At 72.2% G+C, this 25,614-nt stretch carries 19 protein-coding genes; 8 read left to right on the plus strand and 11 right to left on the minus strand.

The genetic code is table 11. The annotated features are described in order from the left end of the window. Positions 1–52: 52 nt before the first annotated feature. Entirely contained in the window at positions 53–1,420 is a 1,368-nt protein-coding gene (locus HCK04_RS27475; RefSeq protein WP_142650291.1) for a PQQ-binding-like beta-propeller repeat protein, read from the minus strand. Between the two features lie 47 nt (positions 1,421–1,467). After that, positions 1,468–2,442 carry an SGNH/GDSL hydrolase family protein gene (locus tag HCK04_RS27480; protein WP_142650292.1) on the minus strand — a complete coding sequence of 325 codons (975 nt, stop codon included), beginning with the start codon at positions 2,440–2,442 and terminating at the stop codon, positions 1,468–1,470. Between the two features lie 122 nt (positions 2,443–2,564). Here HCK04_RS27480 and HCK04_RS27485 point away from each other — a divergent pair, with 122 nt between their 5' ends. Both HCK04_RS27485 and HCK04_RS27490 read left to right on the plus strand, forming a co-directional pair. After that, complete coding sequence (locus HCK04_RS27485) at positions 2,565–3,935, plus strand: cystathionine beta-synthase (RefSeq protein WP_142650293.1); 1,371 nt, start codon at positions 2,565–2,567, stop codon at positions 3,933–3,935. A gap of 124 nt (positions 3,936–4,059) precedes the next feature. After that, complete coding sequence (locus HCK04_RS27490) at positions 4,060–5,199, plus strand: cystathionine gamma-synthase (protein ID WP_142650294.1); 1,140 nt, start codon at positions 4,060–4,062, stop codon at positions 5,197–5,199. 66 nt (positions 5,200–5,265) lie between these two features. Here HCK04_RS27490 and HCK04_RS27495 read toward each other — a convergent pair whose 3' ends face one another. The 4 genes from HCK04_RS27495 to HCK04_RS27510 all read right to left on the minus strand — a co-directional run bounded on the left by HCK04_RS27495 (position 5,266) and on the right by HCK04_RS27510 (position 10,960). Continuing rightward, on the minus strand, positions 5,266–6,483 hold the full coding sequence (locus HCK04_RS27495; protein ID WP_142650295.1) for an MFS transporter: 1,218 nt from the start codon (positions 6,481–6,483) through the stop codon (positions 5,266–5,268). Positions 6,484–6,549: 66 nt separating this feature from the next. Further along, positions 6,550–6,981, minus strand: coding sequence for a hypothetical protein (locus HCK04_RS27500; protein ID WP_142650296.1), 432 nt, complete (start codon positions 6,979–6,981; stop codon positions 6,550–6,552). Positions 6,982–7,508: 527 nt separating this feature from the next. Beyond that, positions 7,509–9,452, minus strand: coding sequence for a hypothetical protein (locus HCK04_RS27505; RefSeq protein ID WP_142650297.1), 1,944 nt, complete (start codon positions 9,450–9,452; stop codon positions 7,509–7,511). Positions 9,453–9,550: 98 nt separating this feature from the next. Then, positions 9,551–10,960, minus strand: a complete 1,410-nt coding sequence (locus HCK04_RS27510) for a sigma 54-interacting transcriptional regulator (protein WP_142650298.1) — start codon at positions 10,958–10,960, stop codon at positions 9,551–9,553. A gap of 161 nt (positions 10,961–11,121) precedes the next feature. On the opposite strand from HCK04_RS27510, the gene HCK04_RS27515 reads away from it, so the two are divergent. The 3 genes from HCK04_RS27515 to ilvA are packed head-to-tail and all read left to right on the plus strand — an operon-like array spanning position 11,122 to position 14,565. Continuing rightward, positions 11,122–12,348 carry an FIST N-terminal domain-containing protein gene (locus HCK04_RS27515; RefSeq protein WP_142650299.1) on the plus strand — a complete coding sequence of 409 codons (1,227 nt, stop codon included), beginning with the start codon at positions 11,122–11,124 and terminating at the stop codon, positions 12,346–12,348. Next, positions 12,345–13,313: an ROK family protein gene (locus HCK04_RS27520; RefSeq protein WP_142650300.1), complete on the plus strand. Its 969-nt coding sequence runs from the start codon at positions 12,345–12,347 to the stop codon at positions 13,311–13,313. The genes HCK04_RS27515 and HCK04_RS27520 overlap by 4 nt, the downstream gene beginning before the upstream one ends. Before the next feature lie 37 nt (positions 13,314–13,350). Then, entirely contained in the window at positions 13,351–14,565 is a 1,215-nt protein-coding gene (gene ilvA, locus HCK04_RS27525; RefSeq protein ID WP_185949044.1) for a threonine ammonia-lyase, read from the plus strand. Positions 14,566–14,642: 77 nt separating this feature from the next. Here ilvA and HCK04_RS27530 read toward each other — a convergent pair whose 3' ends face one another. The 3 genes from HCK04_RS27530 to hppD all read right to left on the minus strand — a co-directional run bounded on the left by HCK04_RS27530 (position 14,643) and on the right by hppD (position 18,054). Then, positions 14,643–16,157 (minus strand): M1 family metallopeptidase, encoded by a 1,515-nt coding sequence (locus tag HCK04_RS27530; RefSeq protein ID WP_142650302.1) that lies wholly within the window; start codon positions 16,155–16,157, stop codon positions 14,643–14,645. 113 nt (positions 16,158–16,270) lie between these two features. Beyond that, a complete protein-coding gene (locus tag HCK04_RS27535; protein ID WP_142650303.1) occupies positions 16,271–16,777 on the minus strand; it encodes an RDD family protein in 507 nt (168 codons plus the stop codon). Positions 16,778–16,950: 173 nt separating this feature from the next. Next, a complete protein-coding gene (gene hppD / locus HCK04_RS27540) occupies positions 16,951–18,054 on the minus strand; it encodes a 4-hydroxyphenylpyruvate dioxygenase (protein WP_185949045.1) in 1,104 nt (367 codons plus the stop codon). A 96-nt stretch (positions 18,055–18,150) separates the two neighbouring features. On the opposite strand from hppD, the gene HCK04_RS27545 reads away from it, so the two are divergent. Together HCK04_RS27545 and HCK04_RS27550 are read left to right on the plus strand one after the other, a co-directional pair. After that, positions 18,151–18,618, plus strand: coding sequence for an Lrp/AsnC family transcriptional regulator (locus HCK04_RS27545; protein ID WP_142650305.1), 468 nt, complete (start codon positions 18,151–18,153; stop codon positions 18,616–18,618). A 162-nt stretch (positions 18,619–18,780) separates the two neighbouring features. Beyond that, a complete protein-coding gene (locus HCK04_RS27550) occupies positions 18,781–21,201 on the plus strand; it encodes a transglycosylase domain-containing protein (protein ID WP_260617421.1) in 2,421 nt (806 codons plus the stop codon). 109 nt (positions 21,202–21,310) lie between these two features. Here the strand turns inward: HCK04_RS27550 and HCK04_RS27555 are convergent, their stop codons facing one another. Both HCK04_RS27555 and HCK04_RS27560 read right to left on the minus strand, forming a co-directional pair. Next, complete coding sequence (locus HCK04_RS27555; RefSeq protein ID WP_142650306.1) at positions 21,311–23,311, minus strand: thioredoxin domain-containing protein; 2,001 nt, start codon at positions 23,309–23,311, stop codon at positions 21,311–21,313. Positions 23,312–23,447: 136 nt separating this feature from the next. Beyond that, positions 23,448–24,476 (minus strand): saccharopine dehydrogenase NADP-binding domain-containing protein, encoded by a 1,029-nt coding sequence (locus HCK04_RS27560; protein WP_142650307.1) that lies wholly within the window; start codon positions 24,474–24,476, stop codon positions 23,448–23,450. 112 nt (positions 24,477–24,588) lie between these two features. Between HCK04_RS27560 and HCK04_RS27565 the strand changes: the two genes are divergently transcribed. Then, positions 24,589–25,608, plus strand: coding sequence for a helix-turn-helix domain-containing protein (locus tag HCK04_RS27565; protein ID WP_142650308.1), 1,020 nt, complete (start codon positions 24,589–24,591; stop codon positions 25,606–25,608). Positions 25,609–25,614 lie beyond the last annotated feature (6 nt).

Here is a 25,614-nt window from a genome sequence, read left to right on the forward strand (position 1 = left end):
TCTCAGTCCAGATCGGCGGCGCGCTCCGACGGCTCGCTCGGTGGTGGGAGACTCAGCCGTACATGCCGGGGGTGGTGGCGGTGCCGTCCTTGAGGGCGTGGAGGGCGCCCTTCTCGTCGCGCCACAGGCGCCAGCCGTTCTGGCTGCCGGTGAACCAGGAGGGCGGCGGGACGGAGGAGTCCTTGCGCTTGCCCGTGGCCAGGTCGAACTCGCACAGTGCCGCGATCGAGTAGAACCCGGGGATCATGCCGCGCAGCGGCAGCGGCTTGGGGTCGGTCACGCAGAACGACCAGCCGGTCGCGCCGCTCACCGGGGTCGGCTCGCCGGTGCTGAGGTCGAAGACCGAGCCGGGCGCGTCGCGCTTGAGGAAGCCGAGCTTGTTCATCTCGGGCGGGAAGGCGAGCCACCAGCCCGACCCGGGCACCTGGGCGGGCGTGATCTGCCCAAGGACCCGTCCGGTCTTGGCGTCGAGCCGGGCGAACCCGCCGTACTGGCCCTGCTCGTCGACCGGCCGGACGACCGGCGCGTACGCGGGGTTGCCGCTGGGATAGACGCGGACGACGGACGGCCGCATCCAGTCGACGGCGCCGTCGGTCAGACGGGCGGAGAACAGGCCGAACGTCGAGGTCTCCTTGGTCTGGGGGTTGGTATACGGGGCGACGTACCCGATGATCTTGTCGCCCGTCGCGCCGAAGGCCCAGCCCCCGCTCAGGTCGACGTCGGGGCCGAGGGCCTGCTCGATCGGCAGTTGCCAGACGGCCTTGCCGTCCTTGAGCGCGCGGGCCTCCAGCACGGGGTGGGAGGCGAGCCGGAGCAGGACGACCTTGGACGCGTCGGACCATTCGACCTCGGCGATGCCGGCCAGGCGCCACTTCACGGCTCCGTCGCGGGGATCGAGGACCACGACCCGCGCGCTGGAGAGCGCGGTGTCCTCGGAGACGCAGACGTACGTCCCGCAGCGCTGCGGCCCGAAGGTGGACCGCACGGGCCTGATCCACTTCTGCTGCCCGGTGCGGGCGTCCCTGGCGACCAGCGTGGCGCCCTTGCGGCCGGCGGCGGGGGGATCGAGCGCGATCACCACGGCCTGCCCGCCGCCGGTCTCCACGGTCGCCGGGGCCTGCACCCCCATGCCGGGGAGCCGGCCCACCATCGTCGCGGCGTGTGCCCAGAGCCGGCGGCCGGTGGCGAGGTCGAGGACGACCGTCTCCAGGGAGCCGTCGGGCCGCATGGAGGTGGTGGCCGCGACGCCGCCTCCCGTGGTGGCCCGGCTGACCGCGTTCACCTGCGTGTTCTGCCAGGCCGGGTAGTCCTTGGCGGCCTCGTCGCCGCCGGAGCAGCCGGTGAGGGCGCCCCCCGCCAGCAGGGCGGTCGCGGCGAGCGCCAGAGCGGGTTTCGCGTGGTTCAGCTGGGGCCGGATCATTTCGCTCCTACAGGGGGTGATGGCCCGGCCGCAGGAGGTAACCGGCTCTAGGCGTTCGGAAGCGGCCCGGGTCTCCGGCGGAGCAGCGCCGCCCATCGTCCATGGGGGCCGACCGCCCGGCCGGCGACACGGGTCGCGGTGACCTCGGTGCCGGGTTCCTCCACGGCCATTGCGGCCAAGAGGTATTGCGATCCTTCGACGCGCACGGGTTCCGGCTCGGGCCACAACCCCAACGCGGCGCATACAGACGGTAGCACTGCGTACGCGGCTTGTAGGTAGCCTCGGGCAGATGGGTGAAAACGATCAGGTCCGAACATCTCTGCCGGGTTCGCGTCGAATTCGGGTCCGAGCAGGTCGGCGAACGCCACCGTACGGCCGCCCGCCTCGACGACGGCGACCGTCTGGGCCGCGGCGAGCTGCCGCGACCAGCGCCGGGTGACCCAGCGGAGCGGCTGCGCGATCGGGCGTACGGTGCCCAGGTCGGGGCAGGTGCCCACGACCACCTCCGCGCCGGCCTCGCGCAGCCGGCGCACCGCCTTCTGCAGGTGCCGTACGGCATGGGCCGGCAGCGTGGCCGTGGTCACGTCGTTGGCCCCGATGAAGATGATCGCGACCTCCGGCCGGGCCTCCAGCGCGCGGTCCACCTGGACGCCGAGGTCCACCGACGCCGCGCCCGACTGGCCGACGACGGTGAGGCGCACCGGGCGCTCGGCCACCGCCGCCAGCCCGTACGCGATACGGACACCCGGGGTGTCCTCGGCGTTGCTCATGCCGAGGCCGACGGAGGTCGAGTCGCCGAGGACGGCCATCCGGATCGGCTCGCCGGGGAAGGCGCCGTACACGCCGTCGGAGTCGGGGCCGTCGAGACCGTGCGGCTGCCCCACGATGCGCCGGGCCACCATGGCCTCGGCCATGAGCAGGCCGTACGTGACCGCTCCGAGCGCCGTGAGCCCGCCCCCGCCCAGCGCGGCGGCGGTCGCGATGCGCCGCGCGGCGCGCACCGCGCCGGACGTCCAGACCACCCGCCCTCCTCCATGCTCACGGTACGGTTTGAAAGAAGAAACTAGCCGAGTTCCGGCCACCCCTATCGGAATCACGGCTGACGGCAGGCTGACAAGCTTCGGCAAACAAGGTGGTCATCGCGGTGCGCGTACACGACTCGCTGGTGGAGCTGATGGGCAACACCCCGCTCGTCCGGCTGCGCAGGGTAACGGCGGGCGCGCCCGCCCAGGTCCTGGCCAAGGTGGAGTATTTCAACCCCGGCGGCTCGGTGAAGGACCGCATCGCCGTACGGATGATCGAGGCGGCCGAGCGCAGCGGCGCGCTGAAGCCCGGCGGCACGATCGTCGAGCCTACCTCCGGCAACACCGGTGTGGGCCTGGCCATCGTGGCGCAGGAGAAGGGCTACCGCTGCCTGTTCGTCTGCCCGGACAAGGTCGCCCAGGACAAGATCAACGTGCTCCGCGCGTACGGCGCCGAGGTCGTCGTCTGCCCGACCGCCGTCTCGCCCGATCACCCCGACTCGTACTACTCGGTGTCCGACCGGCTGGCCCGCGAGATCCCGAACGCCTGGAAGCCCGACCAGTACTCCAACCCGGAGAACCCGGCGAGCCACTACCACTCCACCGGGCCGGAGATCTGGGAGCAGACCGAGGGCAGGATCACCCACTTCGTCGCCGGCATCGGCACCGGCGGGACGATCAGCGGCACCGGAAAATACCTCAAGGAGGTCTCCGGCGGCCGGGTGAAGGTCATCGGCGCCGACCCCGTCGGCTCCGTCTACTCCGGCGGCACCGGACGTCCCTACCTGGTGGAGGGCGTGGGCGAGGACATCTGGCCCGCGACGTACGACACCACGATCTGCGACGAGATCATCGCGGTCTCCGACAAGGACTCGTTCGGCATGACCCGCAGGCTCGCCCGCGAGGAGGCGCTGCTCGTCGGCGGATCGTGCGGCATGGCGGTGGTGGCCGCCGTACGGGTGGCCCAGGCGGCAGGGCCGGACGACGTCGTGGTCGTGCTGCTGCCGGACGGCGGCCGCGGCTACCTGTCGAAGATCTTCAATGACGAGTGGATGGCCGACTACGGCTTCCTCACCACGTCGAGCGAGGAGGGCCTGGTCGGCGACGTGCTGGGGCGCAAGACGCCGGGGCTGCCCGAGTTCGTCCACGTCCACCCGCACGAGTCGGTCGGCACCGCGATCTCGATCATGCGGGAGTACAACGTCTCCCAGCTTCCGGTCATGAAGGAGGAGCCGCCGGTCATGGCGGCCGAGGTCATCGGCTCGATCGTGGAGCGCGACCTGCTCGAGGGCCTCTATCGCGGCCGGGTGCGGTCGGAGGACGAGATCGGCGGCCACATGTCCGCGCCGCTGCCCATGATCGGTTCCGGTGAGCCGGTGGCCCGGGCGGTCGAGGCGCTGGAGAAGGCCGACGCCGCCGTGGTCCTCGACGACGGCAAGCCGGTCGGCATGGTCACCCGCCAGGACCTGCTGGCCTTCCTCGCCAACCACTGATCACGCCGTCGCGCGCGCACCGGCGCCGGAACGTCGGCCGCCGGTGCCGCGTGGCGTACCCGGCCTGGCGCGCCCGCCGCACACCCGCCGTGACCAGGCGGTGCGGACGGCTACGCTCGACCCCATGAACCAAGGTTTCGAGACGCTGGCCATCCACGCGGGCCAGGAGGCGGACCCGCACACGGGAGCCGTCGTCCCTCCCATATATGCCGTTTCGACCTACAAGCAGGACGGCGTGGGCGGCCTGCGGGCGGGTTACGAGTACAGCCGGTCGGCCAACCCGACCAGGACCGCCCTGGAGGAGGCGCTGGCCGCCGTCGAGGGCGGCGTGCGCGGGCTGGCCTTCGCGTCGGGCCTCGCCGCCGAGGACACGCTGCTGCGCACCGTCTGCAAGCCCGGCGACCACGTGGTGATCCCCGATGACGCGTACGGCGGCACCTACCGGCTGTTCTCCCGGGTGCTCCAGGAGTGGGGGGTCGCCTTCGACCCGGTGCCGCTCGGCGACCTCGACGCGGTGCGCGCCGCCGTACGGCCGGAGACGCGGGCGATCTGGGTGGAGACGCCCACGAACCCGCTGCTGAACGTCGCGGACATCGCCGCCCTGGCGTCCATCGCCCACGACGGGGGCGCGGTGCTCGCGGTGGACAACACCTTCGCCTCGCCCTACCTGCAGCAGCCGCTCAGCCTGGGCGCCGACGTCGTGGTCCACTCGACGACCAAGTATGTCGGCGGCCACTCCGACGTGGTCGGCGGGGCGCTGGTGACGCGGTCGGCCGACCTCGGCGAGCGGCTGGCCTACCACCAGAACGCGATGGGCGCGGTGGCCGGGCCGTTCGACTCCTGGCTCACGCTGCGCGGCCTCAAGACGCTGGGCGTGCGCATGGACCGGCACTGCGACAACGCCGAGCGCGTGGTCGACCTGCTGCTGTCGCACCCGAAGGTCGTCCAGGTGCTCTATCCGGGCCTGCCCGAGCACCCCGGCCACGAGGTCGCGGCCAAGCAGATGCGGCGTTTCGGTGGGATGGTGTCGTTCCGCGTCGAGGGCGGTGAGGAGGCCGCGGTCGAGATCTGCAACCGGGCCAAGCTGTTCACGCTCGGCGAGTCGCTCGGCGGCGTCGAGTCGCTGATCGAGCACCCCGGCCGGATGACCCACGCGTCGGCCGCCGGGTCGCCGCTGGAGGTCCCCGCCGACCTGGTCCGCCTGTCGGTCGGCATCGAGACCGTCGACGACCTGCTGGCCGACCTCACCGAGGCCCTCGGCTGAGATCTCAGCGCCCACTCCGCGCTCTGCTTATCGGGCGCTCCGCTTATCGGGCGCTCCGCGCCCTGCTTACTGCGCGCTCCGCGCCGGGGTCGTACGCTCCGGCGCGGAGGGGCGGGCGGGGGCCATCCACCGTTCGCCCACCAGGGCGGCGAGCGCCGCGGCGGTCAGGACGGCGCCCGCCACGGTCACGCTGCGGACCCCGGCATGGTCGATGAGCGCGCCGCCGAGCAGCGACCCGCCCGCGATGCCGATGTTGAAGGCCGAGCCGGTGCCGGCCGAGGCGATGTCGGTGCTGCCCGGGGCCACCTGCAGCCCCCGGCTTGCGATGGCCGCCGCGAGCGCGCTGAACGACATGCCCGTCACGCAGAGGGCCACCACCGCCACCGGGTGCAGGGCTCCGAAGGCGTACAGGGCGAGCAGCGCGCACGTGATGAGGGCCAGCGGACCGGTGATGGCGGCCCGCGGCCGGGTGTCGAGCAGCCGGCCGACCACGATCGTCCCCGCGACCCCGGAGATCCCGGACGCGAGCAGCAGCGGGCTGAGCGCGGCCGGGGCGAAGCCGCCGAAGTCCAGCAGGAACGGCGTGATGTAGGTGTACGCGGTGAGATAGCCGCCCACTCCGATGACGGTGGCCACGATGAGCAGCGCGTAGCGGCGGGCGTCCGGGGTCGCGCCGCGGCCGGATTCGTGACCGCCGGAGCCCGCGCCCGGCTGCCGGCGGCCGGGCATGAGCGTCGCCACGGTGACGCAGGTGATCAGGCCGACGGCGGCGGCCAGGGCGAACGCGGCCCGCCAGCCGACCTGCTGGCCGAGCCAGGTGCCCGCGGGGACGCCGAGCACGGGCCCGAGGGAGCTGCCGATCGACATGCGGGCGATCGCGCGTCCCCGGATCTCCGGGGGGAACATCGCCGCCGCGGCCGGGGTCGCGACCGACCAGAACAGCGCCTGGGTGGCCGCGACCAGCAGCCGGGCGGCCAGCAGCATCGGATAGTTCGGCGCCACGGCGGTCAGCAGCATCCCCGCGACGAACACGCCGAGCGTGATGGTGAGCAACGTGCGCCGCGGCACCCGCCGGGTCAGCCGGGTGAGCGGCAGCGACGCCATCACCACGACGGCGGCGTACCCCGTCACGAGCAGGCCCGTCTCGGACGGCGACCGGTCCAGGTCGGCCGCGATCACCGTGAGCAGGCCGATGGGGAGCACCTCGGCGGTGACGTAGGTGAAGGCCCCGACGGCGAGGGCGACCAGCGCCCACGCCGCCCGGCGACGCGTCGTTAGGTGCACCCGCTCCTCTTTCCCCCGTTTCCGGCCAAAAACGTTCTACCGGACATTCAGGGGTAAGCGGGACTCTCAGGGGTTGAAGAAGACCATCAGGAACAGGATGACGAGCCAGATCAGGGCGCTGATGCCGCCCAGCGCGGCGATCCGGCCGGTCTGCACCTTGGCGTCGTCCTCCGTCGACTCGCTGGCCAGCGCCGCGATGGCCGTCCGCTGGTCACGCTCGACGATCACCAGCAGGACGGCGGCCACGACGAACAGCGTCATCGACACCGACAGGTAGGGCGCGCCGAGCGCGCTGCGGCCCAGCAGCAGGCCGAACAGGAAGACCCCGATCGTGAGCAGGCCGAACATCCGGGTCGCGCGGTGCAGATACCGCAGCACGCTCAGATCGCGCGCCCGGATGTAACGCGGCGTGACGCTCGTGACCGCCGTGAGCGGACCGAGCGCGAAGATCGCGAACCCTATGTGCAACCACAGCAGCAGATGGTCGAGAGGCGACATGGGCAGAGGCTATCGCCTGAGTGATCGGCTCCGCAGTGCCCGGACGCGCTCGTCACGGGCGCGTCGGACGCCGGGAGGGCGCGGGCTACTTCCGGCGGCGGGGGCGGTTGTGGACCGCCATCTCGTACAGCACGCCGGTGAGGATCATGAGGACGACGAGGCCGACCGCTGCGAACATGGGAGCGCTCCTTCCACGGGCATGTGGAACGACCAGCGCGAACAGGGGATGCCTGTCTATCGTCCGCCGATTGCAACCAGGTCGGCAATCGATTATCGATCTCCCGGCCCGCGGCCGTCCGCCTCCCCGCCCGCGCCCGCTGCACAGTGCTCAGTGCTCGGTGTCCAGTGCTCGGTGTCCGGTGTCCGGTGCTGCCCGGCCCCCGTGAGCGCCCCCGCCCGCGCAGATCTGCTTAATGCCCGGCAGGCGGCCGGCGAACCGTCCAGCGGTCCGTCTCCTCCCCGGCGCCCCAGGAGTCCCGGGGCCCGGGAGCCCTGGGAGCCTGGGGAGCCCCCGGGAGCTCGGATGCTCAGCGGGTGCGGCGGGCGCGGAGGAAGTCGCTGACGACGTACTCGCCGAGGCGGTCGGCGCTGGCGGAGAAGACCCGGCCGCCGTTGCGCCGGGCGACCTCGTCCACGAACTCGCGCAGCCGGTCGTCGGCGGCCAGCATGAAGACGTTGATCGTCGCGCGCCGCCGGGTCATCTTGTCGACCTCGGCGAGCGTCAGCGTCAGCGTCTCCTGCGACGGCGGCCACTCGAAGCGCGGCACGCCGTTGCGCATGAGGTGCGCCGTCGGCTCGCCGTCGGTCACCACCAGGACCACCGGCTCGAAGTCCGGATGCCGGTCGAGGTGACGGCCCGCGATCAGCAGGGCGTGGTGCAGGTTGGTGCCCTGCACCATGTCCCATTCGAGCCCGGCCAGCTCGTCGGGCCGCAGCACCCGCGCGTAGTTCGAGAAGCCGATGATCTGCACGGCGTCCTGCGGGAACTTCGAGGCCACCAGCGCCTGGAGGGCGAGCGCGGTCTGCTTGGCCGCCGCCCAGGTGCCGCGCAGGGCCATCGAGTAGGACAGGTCGACCAGCAGGCACACGGCCGCCGCCGAGCGCCGCTCGGTCTCCACGACCTCGAAGTCGTCCACGGTCAGGGCCACCGGCGCGCCGCCGCCACGCCGTACGCCGTTGACGACCGTACGGACGACGTCGATGGGCTGCTCGTCGCCGAAACGCCACGGACGGGTCGATCCGGTGGGCTCCCCGGCCGTGCCCGCGTCGCGCTGGTCGTGGTCGCCGCGCCGGCCGGAGTCGAGCGAGGCGAAGACCCGGCGCAGTGCGGTCTCCCCGAGCCGGCGTACGGCCTTGGGGGTGAGCTCCAGCTTGCCGCGGTTGCGCCGCAGGTAGCCCTGGGCCTCCAGCTCGCGCTCGATCTGCCGCAGGGCCTCCAGGTCGTCCACTGCCGAGCGGCCGAGCGCCCGCCGGATGGCGGCCTCGTCGATGTCGTCGAGCCGGGCGCCGGGGTAGTCCTGACGCAGCGCGGTCTCCAGGTCGCCGAGGTCGGCCAGCTCCTGCAGGGCCGTCACCGCGTCGCCCATGCCCATCGGCTGCTCGCCGGACACCCGTTCGGGGGTGTTCCAGGCGAGGTCGGGACGGCGGGCGTAGAGGGCGTCGCCGAGCCGGCGCATCTGCTCGGCCAGGCCGGCCTGCTCCAGTGTGTTGTTGATCAGCCCGGCCAGCTCCTCGCGCTGCTCCGGGGTGAGCGAGGCGAGCATCCGCTGCGCGGCGGCGGCGCGGCGGGCGAGCTGGTCGACCAGCTCGTCGAGGGTGCGCGGGTTCTCCGGGAACATGTCCCCGTATTGCTGCATGAACCGGTCGAAGTCCTCCTGGGTGTGCTCACCCCGGGCGTCGCGGTCCAGCATGTCGTTGAGGTCCGACATCATCTGCCGGACCCGCTCCATCGCGGCCGGATCGGGGTTGGCCAGCGCGTCGCGCATGCCGCGGAACTGGCTGTCGAGGACCTCCCGGCGCAGCAGGTCGCGCAGCTCCTCGAACGTCTGCCGCGCGGCGGCCGACCGCCAGTCGTAGTCGGCCAGCTCCTGGACCGCCCGCGCCGTGTCCGAGGGCAGCGCGTCGAGCGCCGCCTCACGGAAGCGGGCGTCGTCGGAGGGATCCGGGAACAGCTCGGCCCGCTCCTGGCCGATCGCCTTGTCGAGCAGGGCGCGCACGCGCTCCAGCGTGCCGTCGAGCCGGGTGTTCTCCCGCAGCTCGCGGCGGCGCCGCCGCACCTGGCGGAGCAGGTCGTCCAGGCCGCGGCGGTCGGGAGCGCCGGGGAGCCCGCGCCGCAGCAGGTCGCGCAGCGCGTCCATCGGCGTCGAGCCGGACAGGATGGCGTCGCCCATGTCGTCCAGCGCCGAGCGCACGTCGTAGGGCGGAGCCAGCGGATCCGGCCCGTCGCGATACTCCCCGTAGACGTAGGACACGCGACCACGCAACCTTTCAGGGCCACCCGCCCTTGCCGAAGTCCGGCGGGACGGGCGGGAGTTTGTTCGGTGGGTAGTGGGACGGGGCCCGCCCCGGCTCAGGTCCGGTAGACGGAACCGCCGTCGGTCTCGTCCTTGGACAGCCTGCGCATCAGGTAGAGGCCCTCCAGCGTGAACTCCAGCGCGGCGGCGGCGTGGCCGGGCGACTCGTCGCCCTCGCCCATGCCGAGCCGCGTCATGATCTTCGACAGGCCCTCGACGCGCCCGATCCTGCGCAGCAGCTCGTGGGCCGGCACCAGCTCGCCCGACTCGACCTGCGCGCCCTCGCCGAACTTGTCGAGCAGCGGCGCGAGATCGGCGCCGCCGAGCGAGGCGCGGAAGGTCTCGGCCGTCGCGCGGCGCAGCAGGTGGGCGAGCACGTCGATCTCCCGCCCCTCCTCGCTGACCTCGAACTCGACCTTGCCGCGCAGCGTGTGGACCACGCCGGGCAGGTCGCAGACCCGGGTGACCGGCCGTTCCTCCCCGGTCAGCGCGGCCCGCCGTACGGCGGAGGCGGCGGCGGTCTCAGCGGCGGCGATCGAGAAGCGGGCCGACACGCCCGAGCGGGAGTCGACCGCGGTGGACTCGCGCACCAGGCGGGTGAACCGGGCGATCACCTCCACCAGGTGGTCGGGCAGGTCCGCGCCGAGGGCGCCGAGGTCGGCCTCCTGGCGGATCAGGACCAGCTCGTCCTCGATGGTGCGGGGGTAGTGCGTGCGGATCTCCGCGCCGAAGCGGTCCTTCAGCGGGGTGATGATCCGGCCGCGGTTGGTGTAGTCCTCGGGGTTCGCGCTGGCGATCAGCAGGATGTCGAGGGGCAGGCGCAGGTTGTAGCCGCGGACCTGGATGTCGCGCTCCTCCAGCACGTTGAGCAGCGCCACCTGGATGCGCTCGGCCAGGTCGGGCAGCTCGTTGACGGAGAAGACGCCCCGGTTGGTCCGGGGGACCAGGCCGTAGTGGACCGTCTCGGGGTCGCCGAGCGTGCGGCCCTCGGCGATCTTGATGGGGTCGACGTCGCCGATGAGGTCGCCGACCGAGGTGTCCGGGGTGGCCAGCTTCTCGCCGTACCGGTCCTCACGGTGCTTCCAGGCGACCGGCAGGTCGTCGCCGTGGGTGGCGGCGAGCCGGCGGCATCGGACGCAGACCGGCTCGTACGGATGGTCGTTGATCTCGCAGCCCTCGACCACGGGCGACCACTCGTCGAGCAGGCCGGTGATCGTGCGGATCAGGCGGGTCTTGCCCTGGCCGCGCTCGCCGAGCAGCACGAGGTCGTGCCCGGCGATCAGCGCCCTCTCCAGATGGGGCAGGACGGTGTCGTCGAAGCCGACGATGCCGGGGAACCGGGTCTCGCCGGCCCGCAGCCGGGCCAGGAGGTTCTCCCTGATCTCGGCCTTGACCGTACGGTATCGGTGTCCACTCTCGCGCAGTTCACGCAGAGTGCTAGGGGCAGGCGTGGGCGATTTGTGCACGGAGTCGAGCCTACGTCCCCATCAGGCGATCCGGCAGCCGGGTTTGAAGACACGGCTGTGGGCCGCGGGGCCAATTGGACGGGCGGCCTGTGCGTTGTCCTCCGTTCAGTGGGGAGAATCGGCCCAAGGAAACTCTGTCGCGGAGGAAGAGAGGGCGAGACATGGCGGTATTGACGAGCCGCTTCGCCGACGGTCTCGCCGTGGGCGCCAACCTGGTGGAAGCGGCCGAGACGGCCGTACGCCAGGCGTTGGCCGGCCTGTCGGGTCCGCCAGATCTGGTGTGTTTCTTCGTCTGTGGGGACGACCCGGACGACGTGGCCAGCGCGGGGCGGCGGGCGATGTCCGTCGCGTCCGGGGCCGACGTGATCGGCTGCAGTGCGACCGGCGTGATCGGGCACGGCCAGGGCGTGGAGCTGACCCCCGCCGTGAGCGCGTGGGCGGCCTCCCTCGGCGGCGCCAGGATCGACACCTTCGCCCTGGAGACGCTGAGGACGGAGGACAGGTTCGTGGTCGTGGGGCTGCCCGAGCGCGTCCCCGACGACCGGGCCGCGATCCTGCTCGCCGACCCCTACAGCTTCCCCACCGACGCGTTCATCGAGCACTCCCACGAGGTGATGGGCGATCTGCCGATCGTGGGCGGCCTGGCCAACGGGCTCCAGGGCCGTGGCTCCGTACGGCTGTTCGCCAACGGCGAGGTGCACGACTCCGGCGCGATCGGTGTGATCATCGGTGGCGAGGTGAACATCGGGACGGTCGTCAGCCAGGGCTGCCGGCCCATCGGCCCGTCCATGGTCGTCACCCGGGCGGAGGACAACGTGCTGCTCGAGCTGGCCGGTCAACCGGCGCTGGCGCGGCTGGAGGACATCGTCAGCGCCCTCGACGAGGAGGACCGCGACCTGGTGGCCGCCGGCTTACAGATCGGCATTGCCATGGACGAGTACGCCGAGCGCCACGAGCGCGGCGACTTCCTGATCCGCGGGGTCATCGGCATCGACCCCGAACGCGAGGCGGTGGCCGTCGGCGACGTCATCGAGATCGGCAGGACGGTGCGGTTCCAGGTCAGGGACGCCGAGACCGCCGACGAGGACCTCTACGAGCTGCTCGACGCCCATCTGCAGCAGCAGCCCGGCCGGGTCGAGGGGGCACTGCTGTTCTCCTGCAACGGCAGGGGCTCGGGCATGTTCGGCACGCCCGACCACGACGCGCTCGCCGTACGCGAGACGCTGGGGCCGATCGGGGTGGCGGGGTTCTTCGCCGCGGGCGAGGTCGGGCCGGTCAGCGGGCACAACCACGTGCACGGCTTCACCGCGTCGCTGCTCGTCTTCTCCAGCGGCTCCGGATTCTCCAGCGGCACGGGACTGTCCACCGGCAGGGGAGCGGGTGCGTGAGCGACCTCACCCTGGCCGTCGACATCGGCGGCACGAAGTTCGCGGTGGGACTGGTGGAGCCGGACGGGCGGGTCGTGGCCGCCGAGCGGGCCGCCACTCCGCAGGGCGCCGACGCCGAGACGCTGTGGCGGACGCTGACCGGCGTGCTCGACCGGCTGGACGTGCCCGACGCCATCGCCGGGGTGGGCGTCGGCTGCGGCGGCCCGATGACCTGGCCCGAGGGGGAGGTCTCGCCGCTCAACATGGGCGGCTGGCGTGGATTCCCGCTGCGCGGCAGGCTCGCCGGGCGCTTTCCCGGCGTCCCGGTCCGCATCCACAACGACGCGATCTGCCTGGCCGTCGCCGAGCACTGGCGCGGCGCCGGGCGGGGGAGCGCGGCCATGCTGGGGATGGTCGTGTCGACCGGGGTCGGCGGCGGGCTGATCCTCGGCGGCAGGCTCATCGACGGCGGAACGGGCAACGCGGGTCACATCGGCCACGTCGTGGTCGATCCCGAGGGCCCGCCGTGCGGCTGCGGCGGCTACGGCTGCCTGGAGGCGATCGCCCGCGGCCCCGGCCTCGCCGCCTGGGCGCTCGCCCAGGGCTGGTCGCCGAAAGCCGAGGTCACGCGTGATGGGCTCTACCAGGAGGAGGGGACGGCGACCGCGCGCAGGCTGGCCGCCGACGCCGCGGCGGGCGACCCGATCGCGCTGGCCGCGATGACCCGCGCGGGGCGCGCCCTGGGCATCGCGATCGCCTCGGCCGTCAACCTGTGCGACCTCGATCTCGTGACCGTCGGCGGCGGGCTCAGCCAGGCGGGCGACCTGCTGTTCGGGCCCCTGGAGGAGGCCCTGCGGGAGCACACCCGGATGGGGTTCGCCGAGCGGGTGCGGGTCGTGCCCGCCTCGCTCGGTCAGGAGGCCGGTCTCGTCGGCGCCGCCGCCCTCGTCATCGCCGGAGACAGTTATTGGTCACCCGGGCTCTGAAGGCATGTCGCCTTCCGGAACCTGTGATGATTGGCGCATGGCTGTCCCACAGGTGACGTACGAGGACGTCGTCGCCGCACGCGAGTTGCTGTCGGAAGTGGCGGCGCAGACGCCCGTCCTGCACTCACGGGTGCTGTCGGAGATCGTCGGCGGCTCGGTGCACCTCAAATGCGAGAACCTCCAGCGGGCCGGGTCGTTCAAGGTCCGCGGGGCGTACGTGCGGATCGCGCGGCTGAGCGAGGAGGAGCGGGCCAGGGGCGTGGTGGCGGCCAGCGCGGGCAACCACGCGCAGGGCGTGGCGCTGGGCTCGTCGCTGGTCGGGGCAAAGTCGACCGTCTACATGCCCGAGGGCGCGCCGCTGCCGAAGGTGGAGGCCACCCGGGCGTACGGCGCGGACGTGATCTTCGCGGGGCACACGGTCGACGAGGCCCTGCGGGCGGCCAGGGAGCACGCCGACAGGACCGGCGCGGTGTTCATCCACCCGTTCGATCACCCCGACGTGGTGGCCGGGCAGGGCACGGTCGGCCTGGAGATCCTGGAGCAGCTTCCCGGCACGGCCACGATCGTGCTGCCCATCGGCGGCGGCGGTCTCGCGGCGGGGGTCGCGCTCGCGGTGAAGTCCCAGCGCCCTGGGATCAAGGTGGTGGGCGTGCAGGCCGAGCGGGCCGCGGCCTATCCCGACTCGCTGGCCGCGGGCCGGCCGGTCATGGTCGAGCCCGCGTCGACGATGGCGGACGGCATCGCGGTCGGGCGGCCGGGCGACCTGCCGTTCGAGCTGATCCACTATCTGGTCGACAGCGTCGTGACGGTCTCGGAGGAGTCGCTGTCGCGGGCCCTGCTGCTGTGCCTCGAACGCTCGAAGCTGCTGGTGGAGCCGGCCGGGGTGGCGGGGGTCGCGGCGCTGCTCGACCAGCCGCACGCGTTCGAGCCGCCGGTGGTCGTCGTGCTGTCGGGCGGCAACATCGACCCGCTGCTGCTGGCCAGGGTGCTGCGGCACGGCCTGGCGGCGGCGGGCCGCTACCTGGCCTTCCGCATCCGGCTGACCGACCGCCCCGGGGCGCTGGCCGCGCTGCTGGCCCGGCTGGCCGACCTCGGCGCGAACGTGCTCGACGTGGTGCACGAGCGGTTCGGCTCCCGGCTGCACCTGGAGGAGGCCGAGGTCCTGCTGCAACTGGAGACCCGCGGCCCGGCGCACTGCGACGAGGTGCTCAGCGCCCTGCGGCGGGACGGCTACAAGCTGCTGTTCTCCTGAGCTCGTGTGATCAGGACGGTGCGGATCAGAGGATCGGCCTCCTGAGCTCGCCAGCCCATTGATCGGGGCCGTGTGGATCAGGGGATCGGCGCGGGACGCCTCGGCTCGTAGAGCCATGCGTCGAACAGCGACTTCAGGTTCTTGCCCGAGATCAGCTCGGCCATCGAGATGAACTCCTGCGTCGTGACGTTGCCATACCTGTGGGCGTCCGTCCACGCCCTGATCAGCGGGAAGAACTTGTCGTCGCCGATCTCCCGGCGCAGGGCGTGCAGCGTCATCGCGCCGCGGTTGTAGACGGCCGCGCCGAACAGGTCGTCGGGCCGTGCCGCGCCCGGTGGATAGCTCCACATCGGGTCGGCCGCGTTCGCGTAGTAACGCCGGAAGGCCGAATCGGCCGTGTATTGACCGGTGTGTTCCGCCCACAGCCATTCGGCGTACGTCGCGAAACCCTCGTTGAGCCACAGGTCCCGCCAGCGCTTGATGGTCAGGCTGTCGCCGAACCACTGGTGCGCCAGCTCGTGCGCGATGATCGTGGGCGCGGGGGAGAAACCGCCATAGATGGGCTTGGTCTGGTTCTCCAGCGCGTACCCCGCCGCGTAGTCGTCGATCACGCCGCCGGTGGAGGAGAAGGGGTAGGGCCCGAACACGGTCGACCAGTAGTCGGTGATCTTCGCCGTCTGCGTGTAGAGCTGGTCGAGCGAGCCGCGGTAGTTGTCGGCGACGGCGACGTAGACCGGCAGGCCCCTGGCGCTCGTGCCGGTGCGGATCTGGAACTTCCCGGTCGTCATCGTGGCGAGATAGCTCGCCATCGGGTGCTTCTCCCGCCACACGAAGGTCGTCTTGCCGGCGTTCGTCTGCGGCGTCCCTGCCATCTCGCCGTTGGCGATCGCGGTCAGCCCCGCGGGGACGGTGATCCGGAAGTCGTAGGTCGCCTTGTCGGAGGGGTGGTCGTTCGACGGGAACCAGGTCTTCGCGCCGTTCGGCTCACAGGTGACGAACGCCCCGTCCGGGGTGGAGATGAAGCCGTACTCGCCGAGGTTGGCGGAGTCGCGCATCGGCTCCGGCACGCCCGAGTAGTCGACCGTGACCTCGAATCGGGCGCCGTTCGAGATCTGACCGCCCGGCTCGATCACGAGCTCGTCCTTGCTGCGGCTGAACGAGGCGTCCCCGCCGTCCACCGTCACCCGGCTCACCGTGAGCCCGTGCAGGTCGAGGTCGAACGAGGTCAGGTCCTGTACGGCCTTCGCCTCGATCGTGGCGCTGCCCGCGAGCTTCCGCGACGCCGGGTCGTACGACAGGCGCAGGTCGTAGTGCTGGACGTCGTAGCCGCCGTTGCCGTCGGTGGGGAAGTCGGGGTCGCCGATCCCCGGGGCCCCGACGGTGCTCGCCGACGCGCCGGTGCCCGGCGACGCCGGCGCGGCCGCCGCCAGGGACGGCGTGACCGCGCCCTCGGACGGCGCGCAGGCCGTGGCGGCGCCCACGGCCACGGCGCAGATCAGGACGGAGATCGACCGGCCGGCCCGCACACGGGCGGGCGTGGTGGTCGGTGCGGCGGTCGGCGCCGGGCGCGAAGGAAGACGATGCGAGGACATATGTGTGGCAACTCTACGCGAGCAGGTGATGTGGTCCGGGAAGCGACTCCGGGTGTTTTGCCTGCTCGCAGGGGTTGCCGCGGTTCTCGTGAGGCGTGTGGGGCGGGCGGGTCTCAGGCGTCCACGACGAGCGTCCGCGCCGCCTTGTCGTGCAGGGCCTGCTTCCTGCGGTCGAACAGAATCCACGCGAGGTTCACCAGCCCGAGGCAGCACAGCCAGGACAGGACGATCTCCACCGCCTGCCGCACCGCGATCGGCCCGGGACCGGCCGGCTCCCCGTTCTCCCGCACGACGCGCATGCCGAACAGCCTCTTGCCCACCGTCTGGCCGTTCCAGAACGACTGGAGCAGCCAGTAGTAGAGGAACCCGATCACCCCGACGACAAGGCCGTCGCCGACCGGGATCCGCGCCACCGCCTCCGTCGCGCCGTCGTACGCGACCCTCAGGTCGTCCACGGTGAGCGGCGAGGTGACGAGCCCCACGAGCACGGTGTCGGTGATCCCGGCGAACAGGCGGCGCCAGCGGCCGGCGAGCCGCGGCGCCGTCTGCCCGAAGGGCGGGGGCGTCCAGGGAATCCTCGGTTCCTCGTACGGGTTTCCCGGAGGCGGCGGTGTTCCCATGGCTGAATGGTCACCCTGCCGCCCTTCGGGCAAAGCCGGGCACGCGCAAAGGGTGCGTCAGCGGGTGGCCTGGGGTGCGTGAGCGGGTGTCCGGCGGGTGCCGGCGGGGCTCAGAGGGTGCCCTGACGGCCGTCAGTGGCTGCCGACGGCCGTCAGTGGGCGCGCTGCGGGCGTCAGAGGGTGCCGCGGCGCTCCTGCTCGCGCTCGATGGCCTCGAAGAGCGCCTTGAAGTTGCCCTTGCCGAAGCCGAGCGACCCGTGCCGCTCGATGAGCTCGAAGAAGACCGTCGGACGGTCCACCACCGGCTTGGTGAAGATCTGCAGAAGGTATCCGTCCTCGTCGCGGTCAACGAGGATGCGGCGCTTCTTGAGCTCCTCGACCGGCACACGGACCTCGCCGATGCGGGAGCGCAGCTCCGGGTCGTCGTAGTACGAGTCGGGCGTGTCGAGGAACTCGATCCCCGCCTCCCGCATGGCGTCGACCGTCGTGACGATGTCGTTGGTGGCCAGCGCGATGTGCTGCACGCCCGGGCCGCCGTAGAACTCCAGGAACTCCTCGATCTGGGACTTCTTCTTGCCCTCGGCGGGCTCGTTCAGCGGGAACTTGACCTTGCGGGTGCCGTCCGCGACGACCTTGGACATCAGCGCCGAGTATTCGGTGGCGATGTCGTCGCCGATGAATTCCGCCATCTTGGTGAAGCCCATGACCTTCTCATAGAACTCCACCCACTCCTCCATGCGCTCGACGTTGCCGACGCAGTGGTCGATCGCCTGGAAGAGCCGGCCGTTCTTCACCGCGGGCGGCGCGACGATGGGCTCCGCCGCGACATATCCGGGCAGGTAGGGGCCGGTGTAGTTGGACCTGTCGACCAGGGTGTGCCGGGTCTCGCCGTACGCCGCGATCGCCGCGACCACGACCTTGCCGTGGTCGTCCTCGACCACGTGGGGCTCCTCAAGGCCACGGGCGCCCTGCGCCAGCGCGTGGCGGTAGGCCGTCTCCACGTCCGGCACGTCCAGCGCGAGATCGATCACACCGTCGCCGTGCTCGGCCACGTGACGCGCGAGCGGCGTGCCCGCGCGTACGGCTCCGCGCAGCTCGAACCGGGCCGAGCCCGACACGAGGACGTACGCCACCTCGTCGCGGCTGCCTGTCTCCGGCCCCCGGTAGGCCACCAGGCGCATCCCGAAGGCGGTCGAGTAGTAGTGGGCGGCCTGCTTCGCGTTGCCGACCGCGAAGACCACCGCGTCCATGCCGTGAACCGGAAAGACATCGTTCATAGGCCAACTGTCCGTGGGCATGGCCAATTTGCGCAACAGTGAGTTGTTTTGGTGGACAATGTGCTCAGTCTCCGCCTCGTACAAGGGGAAATCGTTATGACGATTGACCACCTCGACGCACAGCTCGTCGCGCTGCTGACCGCCGAGCCCAGGATCGGCGTGCTGGAGTGCTCCCGCAGGCTGAACGTCGCCCGGGGGACGGTGCAGGCCCGGCTCGACCGGATGGCCGCGAAGGGCGTCATCACCGGCTACGGCCCGGACATCGACCCTGCCGCGCTCGGCTTCGACGTGACGGCGTTCGTGACGCTGCACATCAGGCAGGTCGCGGGGCACGTGCCGGTGGCCGACCAGCTCGCGCTCATCCCGGAGGTCCTGGAGGTCCACACGATCACCGGCGGGGGAGACATGCTCTGCCGTGTGGTCGCCCGCAGCAACGCCGACCTCCAGCGCGTCATCGACCTCATCGTGGACGTCCAGGGCGTCGTACGGACCGAATCGGTGATCGCGCTCGACACGCCGGTGCCCTACCGGACCCTCCCGCTCGTCCGTGCGGCCGGGGGTTGACCCGCGTTTTCCACAGTCTTTGCCGCCTCGGGCGGACTTTTCCACAGACGTGGCGGGAAGTGCCGGACCATAGAAGGCCATCGTTTACCGTGGTTCCATCCGCCCAGCTCAGCGGGCACAAAAGGGCGTAGCGGGGGTATCGGACTTATCGGGGGTCACAGCGTGGACAGCGCCGAAGAGGGCCCGATCGGGGAGGGCGCCGCGGAACCGCGGGCGTCGCTCGACGGCCCGAACGGGGGAGGAGGCGGCGGGGACGGCGGCGCGCCGAAGCCTCGCCGGCGAAGACGGCTGCTGCGCGTCTTCCTCCTGAGCCTGGCCACCGCGATCGTCGGGCTCGCCGTGTTCCTCGCCGTGGTGTGGGCGCTGACCCCCATCCCGGACAGCACGCAGGAGCTGGCGACGGCCCAGGGCTCGGTCATCTACTACCGGGACGGCAAGACGGTCCTCGCCAACGAGGGCGTCAACCGCAAGACCGTGCCGCTCTCGCAGGTCCCCCAGGTCGTCAGAAGCGCGGTCATCGCGGCGGAGAACCGGACGTTCTACCAGGACCAGGGCGTCTCGCTGTCAGGTACGGCCCGCGCCGTGTGGTCCACGATCACCGGCCGTCAGCTCCAGGGCGGCTCGACGATCACGCAGCAGATGGTGCGCAACTACTACAGCGGCCTCGGTCAGGAACGCTCCATCGGGCGCAAGCTCAAGGAGATCATGATCGCGCTGAAGGTGGATCGTTCCAAGCCGAAAGACTGGGTGCTGGAGCGCTACCTCAACACCATCTACTTCGGCCGTGGGGCCTACGGCATCCAGGCCGCCGCGCGGGCCTACTTCGACAAGGACGTGCAGAACCTGACGGCGGCCGAGGGCGCCTACCTCGCCGCCGTGATCCAGCAGCCGACCCGGTTCGCCAACCCGACCGGGGCCGCGCTCGACGCGGTGAAGGCCAGATGGACGTCGGTGATCCAGGGCATGCGCGAGATCGGCGCGATCAGCCGCGCAGAGGCCCGTGCCCAGGTGTTCCCCACCCTCGCCAAGCAGCGGGCGCCGTTGTCCCTCGGCGGCCAGAACGGCTACATGCTGGCGCAGGTGCGCGCGGAGCTGAACCGGCTCGGCTTCACCGACGAGGACATCAACCACGGCGGCCTGAAGGTCACCACGACGTTCGACAAGAAGCTCATGGCGCAGGCCCAGCACGCGGTCAAGTCGGTCCTGCCGGCCGACACCCCCAAGAAGGTCCGCACCGGCCTGGCGGCCGTCGATCCCGCGACCGGCGAGGTCGTCGCCTTCTACGGCGGTCGTTACGAGACCAACCAGTACGACAACGCCTTCTCCGCCAAGGTGCAGGCGGGCTCGACCTTCAAGCCCTACACGCTGGCCGCCGCGCTCGAAGCCGGATACGGGCTCGACACGCTGGTCTACGGCAACTCCCCCATCCGCATCGGCTCCGCCGACATCCCCAACTCCGGCGGCAAGTCGTACGGACCGGCGATTCCGCTGCTCCAGGCGACGCAGTTCTCGGTCAACACCGCCTTCGTCGACCTCGGGCAGCGCATCGGCCTCGACAAGGTCGTCGCCGCGGCCAAGGCCGCCGGCATCCCCGCGGCGCAGCTCGCCCCGCACCAGGGCGCCGCCACGCTGCCCCTCGGGGTGGCGTCGGTGAGCGCCGTGCAGCAGGCCGCCGGGTTCGCCACCTTCGCCGCCGGAGGCATTCACCACGAGCCGCACGTGATCCGGGCGGTCACCGACTCCACCGGGCTCACCCGGAAGTTCGCCCCGCCCGGCGTCCGGGCCTTCAGCGAGAACACCGCCGCCGACACGACGTACGCGCTGGAGCAGGTGGTGCGCGGCGGCACCGGCACGGCCGCGCGGCTGTGGGACCGCCCGGTCGCGGGCAAGACCGGCACCACCGACGAGTCGGCGGCCGTGTGGTTCTCCGGCTACGTCCCGCAGCTCGCCGTCGCGGTCGACATGTTCCGCGACGACAACAAGCCGGTGACCATCCCCGGCTACGGCGAGCTGTACGGCGGCACGCTGCCCGCCGAGATCTGGAAGACCTTCATGAGCACCGCCATGGAGGGCAAGCCGGTCCGGGAGTTCCCCGACCCGGTCACCTGGAACCCCTACTACTGGGACGCCTACGGCATGGCGCTGCCGCAGCAGAGCGGGTCTCCCACGGCCTATCCGTCGGGACCCTCCGGGCCGCCCGTGCCGGACGGGGTGACGATGCCCGGCCCCGACGGGCCCGGCATGCCCGGTCCGCCCGCAGGGGGCGACGAGGAGGGCGCGACCGGCCAGGACGGCGAGGCCCCACCAAGAGGCGGCGCGAACGGCATCGGCGGTCCGGCAGGCCCGGCAGGCACCCGCGACCTGGACGCCGCCGACCCCGCCACCCGCGCCGGCCCCGAGGCCGGGACCACCAGAGGGACCACCAGATCCGACCCCGGCGCCACCGGCACGGGCGCCAGGCGGCCCGGCCAGACCGACCCGGGCACCCGGCGCACCGGCCAGAACGATCAAGGTGATCAGAGCGGCCCGATCGGGCAGCTCCCCGGGCCGGAGCTCCCGGTCGGGCAGCTTCCCGGCCGCTGACGGCCGGGAGCACGCCTGAGAGCGGCGCGGCCTGAGGAGCGGCCGGGCCGGGAGAGGCCGCCGTGCCGCTTGTGCCGCTTCTCCTGTGCCCTTCTATCGGGCCAGTTCTCTATCGGGCCAGTTCGGCGCGCAGCTCGGCGGGCGTGGTGACCGGCGCCCGGCAGGTGAAGCGCCGGCACACGTAGGCCGCCGGTGAGCCGTCCACCATGCCCCGCCCTTCGAGCAGCGGCACGCTGGTGAGATCTCCCGTGCCGAGCTGTCCTGTGCCCAGCGCGACGACCAGCCCCGGCGTGCCGGACATGAGGGCGGCCCGGTGCAGCGCGCGGGTGCGGGCGTCGTCGGCCGGGCCGATGATCGCAACCTCGGCGGGGCCGCGCAGCGCCGCCTCCGCCACCGCGAGACCCCACCCGGCGAACCGGGCGTACCGCTCCGCCAGCGCGGAGACCGTGCCCAGCGCCGCCTCGGCGGCCTCCCGGTGCCGGGCGGAGCCGGTGAGCGCGGCGTACGACAGCAGCGCCCCGGCCGCCGCGAACTGGCCCGAGGGCGTCGCGTTGTCGGTCGGGTCCTGGGGCCGCTGGAACAGCCGCTCGCCGTCGTCGGGGGCGTCGTAGAACCCCCCTGACCCGTCGGGGAACCGCGCCAGCACGGTCTCCAGCAGGTCTCCGGCGCGGTGGAACCATCGGGTCTCGCCGGTGACGCCATAGAGGGCGAGGAAGCCCTCGGCGGTGTTGGCGTAGTCCTCCAGCATGCCGGCGTTGGTGCCCGCCCGGCCGTCGCGGGAGGTCCGCAGCAGCCGGGCCGGGCCGCGGCTCACCGTGTGCAGCTCGTCGAGCAGCACGGCCGCCTCACGCGCGGCGTCGATCAGCACCGGCTGTTCGAACAGCGCGCCCGCCTCGGCCAGGGCGGCGATCACGAGCCCGTTCCAGGAGGCCACGATCTTGTCGTCCCGGCCGGGCCGGGGCCGCCGCTCCCGTGCCGCGCGCAGGGCCGTACGGACCCGGTCGAACCGGGCCGGGTCGTCGGGGTCGGCGAGAAGCTGGAGCACAGACGTGCCGTGCTCGAACGTGCCGGTCACCTCGAACACCGAGGCCGCCCAGGCGGCGTCGTCCTCCCCGAGGACCTCGCGGAGCTGTTCGGGCGTCCAGACGTAGAACAGGCCCTCGCCGTGGGTGCCGTCCGGTCCCTCGCTGTCGGCGTCGAGGGCCGAGGCGAACGCGCCCTCGGACGTGCGCATCTCCCGCAGCAGCCACTCGGCGGTCTCCAGGGCCACCCGCTTGGCCAGGACCGAGCCGGTCGCCCGCCACCAGTGGGCGTAGACCCGCAGCAGCAGCGCGTTGTCGTAGAGCATCTTCTCGAAGTGGGGCACCACCCAGCCGGCGTCGACCGAGTAGCGGGCGAAGCCCCCGCCGAGCTGGTCGTACATGCCGCCTCTGGCCATCGCCTCCATGGTCTTCTCTGCCATGGCCATGGCCTCCGGGGTGCCGTGCCGCAGCAGGAACTCCAGGACCATGGATGGCGGAAACTTGGGCGCGCCGCCGAATCCGCCCCGCCGCTCGTCGAAGGTCTCCACGAGGTTCCGTACGGCGAGGTCGAGGGTCTCGGCGGTGGGCAGCGGGCCCGAGGGCACCCCGGTGCGGTCGGCGAGCGCCTCCACGACCTTCTGGCCCTGGGTCAGGACGCCCTCACGGTCCTGCCGCCAGGCCTGCGACACGGCGTGCAGCAGCCGCTGGAACTGCGGCCGGGGGAAGTAGGTGCCGGCGTAGAACGGGTGTCCGTCGGGGGTGGCGAAGACCGTCATCGGCCAGCCGCCCTGCCCGGTCATCGCCTGGACCGCGCCCATGTAGACCGCGTCCACGTCGGGCCGCTCCTCGCGATCCACCTTGACGTTGACGAACAGCTCGTTCATCAGCCGCGCGGTGGCCTCGTCCTCGAACGACTCGTGAGCCATGACATGGCACCAGTGGCACGCCGAATAGCCCACGCTGACCAGCAGGGGGACGTCGCGCCGGCGGGCCTCCGCGAACGCCTCCTCGCCCCAGGGGAACCAGTCGACGGGATTGTCCGCGTGTTGCAGGAGGTAGGGAGAGGTCTCGCCGCCCAGCCGGTTCATAAGGCCAGCCTCTCACACGCCGGAAAAGGACGATCAGGGTACGGCGCGGCGGACGGGCTTCGGGGGCGCGCGCGGGATCCGTCCGCGCCGGTGGCGCGCCGGACTGCCACGCGGAGCAGGACGCGGGTGATCCGCGTTATCGGCGCAGTTCGAAGGAGACGTGCGGGGCCAGGGCGTGGAGGAAGCCGAGGGCGTCGAAGATCTCACCGGCGGAGGCGACGCCGGCGGTCCTGGTCCGTCCGGTGAGGATGCGCTCGACCGCCTCCACCACGAGCGGCGCGGTGACGGCGTAGATGTCCTGGCCACGTGCCACGGCCCGCCGTTCGCTGCCGCCGGAGCGCACGACGACGTCGACGAGGAAGGTCTGCGCGGACCGCCCGTGCTCGTCGACCGGGGCCGGGGCCGGGGTGCCCGGATCCGACAGGTCCCTGGCGGCCTCGACCGTCATGTACGTCCGCACGTCGGGGATGGACAAATGGCTGGGAATGGTGACGACGTCGGCCATCGTGAACTCTCCGATGACGGCCCGCGGTCCCATCGGGGCGGGGAAGGGCCACTCCAGGGTCGGCTGCTTGTCGTCGCGATACTCCAGCCGGCCGTTCGCATAACGGACGCGCCGGCCGCCCCGCCGCTGCCCGGAGACCACGCCCGAGGCGCGGGTCCCGGCGGTCGGGTGCCAGCCGCTCAGCCCGTACGCGACGTGCGCCTCGTCTGCGGCCGTCCAGTCGCCCATCGCGGCGGTGGCCAGCAGGTCGCCGAAACCGCCGTAGAAGGCCATCGCGGGGACGATCACGGCTCCGGCGGCGCGGGCGCGGTCCGCGAAGTTCGCGAACGTGTCGACGTTGGCCTCGATCTCCGCCGCCACGTCCACGTAGGGGATCCGGGCGCGCAGCGCCGCCTCGATCACGGGCGCGGCCGTCGCGGCGAAGGGCCCGGCACAGTTGATCACGGCCGCCGCGCCGGCCAGGGCGCGGTCGAGCGAGGCCGGGTCGCCGACCGGGGCCGGGCGGGCCTCCAGCCCGGTCTCCGACGCCGCCTTCTCCAGCTTGGCGGCGTCCCGTCCGGACAGCACGGGCACGAACCCGCGCTCCCGCAGCCGTGCCACCACGAATCGCCCGGTGTGCCCGTACGCGCCGTAAACCGCCACCGTGAGACCCGATTCCACCGGTTCTCCTCCTCACCCGAATGATTCGTCGAATGATCCGTCGCGGACATCCTGACGAGGACGGGCGTCCGGCACGAGTGTCCGGAACGCCATCACCCGTACAATTCCGGACATGAGCACTGTCGCGCTGGCCGTCACCGACGGGATGCTGCACTTCGAGCTGGCGCTGGCCTACGAGGTCTTCGGGGCCGACCTGAGCCACGTGGCCGACCCCTGGTACAGCCTCGTCGTCTGCGGTCCCGGCGCGGTGCGGGCCGGGCGGTTCCGGCTGGAGCCCGACCACGGGCTCGACCGGCTCTCGCACGCCGACACCGTGATCGTCCCGGGCTGGGCCGACGCCGAGGTCGATCCACCCGCCGAGCTGGTCGACGCGGTGCGCGCGGCCCACGAGGCGGGCGCGCGGGTGGCCTCCCTCTGCACGGGCGCGTTCGTCCTGGCGGCCGCCGGCCTGCTGGACGGCAGGCGCGCGACCACGCACTGGGCGCACACCGAGGAGCTGGCCGCCCGCTATCCGCGGGTGGAGGTGGACCCGGACGTCCTGTACGTGGACAACGGCAGCGTGCTCACCTCCGCGGGCAAGGCCGCGGCCATGGACCTGTGCCTTCACCTCGTGCGCCTCGACCACGGCTCCTCGGTCGCCAACACGGTCGCCCGCCGCCTGGTCGTGCCGCCGCACCGGGACGGCGGCCAGGCCCAGTTCGTCACCACCCCGGTGCCCGCCCCCGGCAACCACCCGCTCGCCGAACTGTTCCCCTGGGTCATGGAACGTCTTGACCATCCGCTGACCGTGGACGACCTGGCCCGCCGGGCGCGGATGAGCTCGCGCAACCTGAGCCGCCACTTCAGGTCGGTCACCGGCACCACCCCGCTGCAGTGGCTGCTGGTGCAGCGCATCCGCCGCGCCCAGGAGCTGCTGGAGACCACCGACGACGGCATCGACGTCATCGCGGCGGCCACCGGAATGGGCACCGCCACGACGCTGCGCCGGCACTTCAACCGCACTGTCGGCGTGCCTCCGGACACCTACCGCCGCACCTTCCGGGCCCGTACGCGCCCCGGCCTGGGCGGGCCGCCACGTCCGGGGGAACTCGTGGGGGACCGTGGGGATGTGTTCCGGCCCGTCCCGGCGTAGGCTCAC

Origin of the sequence: Microbispora sp. CL1-1, from assembly GCF_012034195.1 — a bacterium.
Classification (GTDB): domain Bacteria; phylum Actinomycetota; class Actinomycetes; order Streptosporangiales; family Streptosporangiaceae; genus Microbispora.